Annotated in this window: 1 protein-coding gene; it reads left to right on the top strand. The window is 76.2% G+C overall.

Translation table 11 applies throughout. The annotated features are described in order from the left end of the window. A partial coding sequence (locus tag ABZ885_RS37485) for an SDR family NAD(P)-dependent oxidoreductase (RefSeq protein WP_360199101.1) occupies positions 1–3677 on the top strand: 3677 nt, incomplete at both ends.

Below are 3677 nucleotides of genomic sequence, written 5' to 3'. Positions count from 1 at the left end.
CAGACGCGCCGGGCGGTGCGGTTCGCCGACGCGGTGGCCGCCCTCGCCGCGCAGGGTGTGTCGGTGTTCATCGAGGTCGGCCCCGACGGGTCGCTGTCCTCGCTGGGCCCGGACGCCGTGGCGGGCATCGACGGCGACGAGGCCGTGTTCGTCCCGCTGCAGCGTCGCGACGACGAGGGTGTCGCAAGTCTGGTGACGGGTCTGGCCCGGGCGTTCGTGCACGGCGTGCCGGTGAACTGGAGTTCGGTTCTGCCCGCGGGCACGCCGGTCGAGCTGCCCACCTACGCCTTCCGGCAGCAGCGGTTCTGGCCGGAGGGCGTGGTGTCGCTCATGCCGCCGGCGGCGGGCGGCGGCGACGGGACGGGCACCGCGGCGGAGGCCGAGTTCTGGGCCGCCGTCGAGGGCGGTGACCTGGCGCGGATCGCCGACACGCTGGCCATCGAGGACCAGCAGCAGCTGAGCGAGGTCCTGCCGGCGCTGGCGTCCTGGCGGCGCCGCGAGAAGGACCGGCTGGTGACCACCGACCTGCTCTACCGGGTGACCTGGGCGACCGCCGCCGACCCTGACGCGCGCGTGCTGTCCGGCACGTGGCTGCTCGCGGTCCCGGCCGGATCGGACGCGCAGCCGTACGTGTCCGCGCTGGCCGGCCGCGGGGCCGAGGCCGTCGTGGTCGAGGTTCCGGCCGGGGTCGTGGACCGGGCCGAGGTGGCGGCGCTGCTGGCCGCGGCCGCGGAGCCTTCCGCCGTGGCCGGTGTGCTGTCGCTGCTGGCGCTGGACGAGGCGCCGCTGCCGGAGCACCCGGCGGTGACCGGCGGCCTGGCCGCCACCCTGAGCTTGATCCAGGCGCTGGGTGACGCCGGCATCGGTGCGCCGCTGTGGCTCGCCACCCGCGGTGCCGTAGCGGCCGGGCGGGACGAGGTGTTGGCCAACCCGGTGCAGGCGCAGGTCTGGGGTCTGGGCCGCGTCGTCGGCCTGGAACAGCCGGACCGCTGGGGCGGTCTGGTCGACCTGCCGGAGACGCTCGACGAGCGCGCCGGTGCGCGCCTGGTGGCGGTGCTGGCCGGCTGTGGCGAGAACGAGGTGGCGATCCGGTCCGCCGGAATCCTGGGCCGCAGGCTCACCCGGGCCTCGCAGCTCCGCGGCAAGGACCGCTGGACGCCGCGCGGCAGCGTGCTGATCACCGGCGGCACCGGTGCCATCGCCGGCCACGTCTCGCACTGGCTGGCCGAGTGCGGCGCCGAGCGGCTGGTGCTGACCGGCCGTTCCGGCCCCGCCGCCGCAGGCATCGCGGCGACGGCCGCGGCTCTGGCCGCCCGGGGCAGCAGCGTGGACGTCGTGGCGTGCGACGTCAGCGACCGGCCGGCGCTGGCCGGGTTGGTGGCCTGGATCGGCGCGAGCGGCCCGGCGCTGTCCTCGGTGCTGCACACCGCGGCCGTCCTGGACGACGGCGTGGTCGACCGCCTCTCGGCCGAGCGACTGGCCTCCGTGCTGCGCGTGAAGGCCGAAGGCGCCGTCCTGCTCGATGAGTTGACCGCCGACCTGGACCTGGACGCCTTCGTCCTGTTCTCCTCGGCCGCGTCCACGCTCGGTGCGGCAGGCCAGGGCAACTACGCGGCGGCCAACGCCTTCCTGGACGCCCTGGCCGAGAACCGCCGGAGCCGCGGGCTGCCCGCCCTCTCGGTGGCGTGGGGCGCCTGGGGCGGCGGCGGGTTCGCCGAGTCCAGCGAGGCGGTGCGGGCGCGGGTCAAGCGTGGCCCGATGCCGGCCCTGGACCCGCAGCTCGCCGCCCGCGCCCTCGGCGGCGCACTGGACGGACGGGACGCCGTCGTCACCGTGATGGACGTCGACTGGGCCCAGCTGGCGTCCGCATCGGGACCGGTGGACCTGCGGGAGGCGCCGCTCTTCCGCGATCTGCCGGAGGTCCGCCGGCTCGCCGCCCCGGGTGCCGGGGCCGCTGCCGCACCCCGCACCGAGGGCGAACTGGCGCGCCGCCTGGCCGGGTTGGGCCGAGCGGAGCAGGAGCGCGTGCTCACCGACGTGGTCCGGGCCGAGGTGGCCGTCGTGCTGGGGCACGCCTCCGCCGAGGCGATCGAGGACCGGCGCTCGTTCAAGGACCTGGGCTTCGACTCGCTGACCGCCGTCGAACTGCGCAACCGCCTCAACGCGGTGAGCGGCATCCGGCTGCCCGCCACCCTGGTGTTCGACTACCCCACCCCGCTGCTGCTGGCCGGCTTCCTGCGCGGCGAACTGACCGGCGAGGCGGCCGGATCGGGTGCGGTCGCCGCCGTGGCGGCCGCGGCCGCGGACGAGCCGCTGGCGATCGTCGGCATGGCCTGCCGCTTCCCCGGCGGCGCGGGCAGCCCGGAGGAGTTCTGGGAGCTGCTGGCCTCGGGCGGTGACGCGGTGGGCGGGTTCCCGACCGACCGCGGCTGGGACCTGGACGGCGTCTACGACCCGGACGGCGAGCGTGAGAACACCTCGTACGTGGCGCAGGGAGCCTTCGTCCGGGACGCGACGGAGTTCGACGCGGGGTTCTTCGGGATCAGCCCGCGCGAGGCGCTGGCGATGGACCCGCAGCAGCGGCTGCTGCTGGAGGCGTCCTGGGAGGCGCTGGAGCGGGCCGGCATCGACCCGTCGGGGCTGCACGGCAGCGCGACCGGGGTCTTCGCCGGCGGCTACGCCTCCGGCTACGGCTTCACCCTGGCGGGCGAGGGCGGGTCCGGCGTCGAGGGCCACCTGCTGACGGGGAACGCGACGAGCGTGCTGTCGGGCCGGGTGTCGTACGTGCTGGGCCTGGAGGGCCCGGCGGTGACGGTCGACACGGCGTGCTCGTCCTCGCTGGTGGCCCTGCACCTGGCCGCCCAGGCGCTGCGCTCGGGCGAGTGCTCGCTGGCGCTCGCCGGTGGCGCGACGGTGATGGCGACGCCGGGCATGTTCATCGACTTCTCGCGGCAGCAGGGGCTGTCGGCCGACGGCCGGTGCCGGGCGTTCTCCGAGGACGCCGACGGCACCGGCTGGGCCGAGGGCGTCGGCATGCTCGTGGTCGAGCGGCTGTCGGACGCCCGGCGCAACGGGCACCCCGTGCTGGCCGTGCTGCGCGGTTCGGCGGTGAACCAGGACGGTGCGTCGAACGGTCTGACGGCGCCGAACGGTCCGTCGCAGCAGCGCGTCATCCGCGCGGCGCTGGCGAACGCGCGCCTGTCCGCGGCCGACGTGGACGCGGTGGAGGCTCACGGGACCGGCACCACGCTGGGCGACCCGATCGAGGCGCAGGCGCTGCTGGCCACCTACGGCCAGGACCGGCCGGAGGGCCGGCCGTTGCTGCTCGGCTCGGTGAAGTCCAACATCGGGCACACCCAGGCGGCAGCCGGCGTGGCGGGCGTCATCAAGATGATCCTCGCCCTGCAGCACGAGCAGCTGCCGCCCACCTTGCACGCCGAGGTGCCGTCCTCGCACGTGGACTGGTCCGCCGGCGAGGTGGAGCTGCTGACCGAGGCCGTGCCGTGGCCGGCGGGGGAGCGTCCGCGTCGCGCGGGTGTGTCCTCGTTCGGCATGAGCGGCACCAACGCGCACATCATCGTGGAGGAGGCACCGGCGGCCGAGGGCGTCGAGGCCGCCGAGGTGCCGGAGCCGGCGCCGGTGGTGGCGGGCGCCGGAGCGTGGCTGGTGTCGGGCCG

Source organism: Kitasatospora sp. NPDC047058 (genome assembly GCF_040643935.1).
Taxonomy (GTDB): domain Bacteria; phylum Actinomycetota; class Actinomycetes; order Streptomycetales; family Streptomycetaceae; genus Kitasatospora.
Note: the sequence above shows the minus strand (reverse complement) of the source record. Positions and strands in the feature narration are given on the sequence as shown.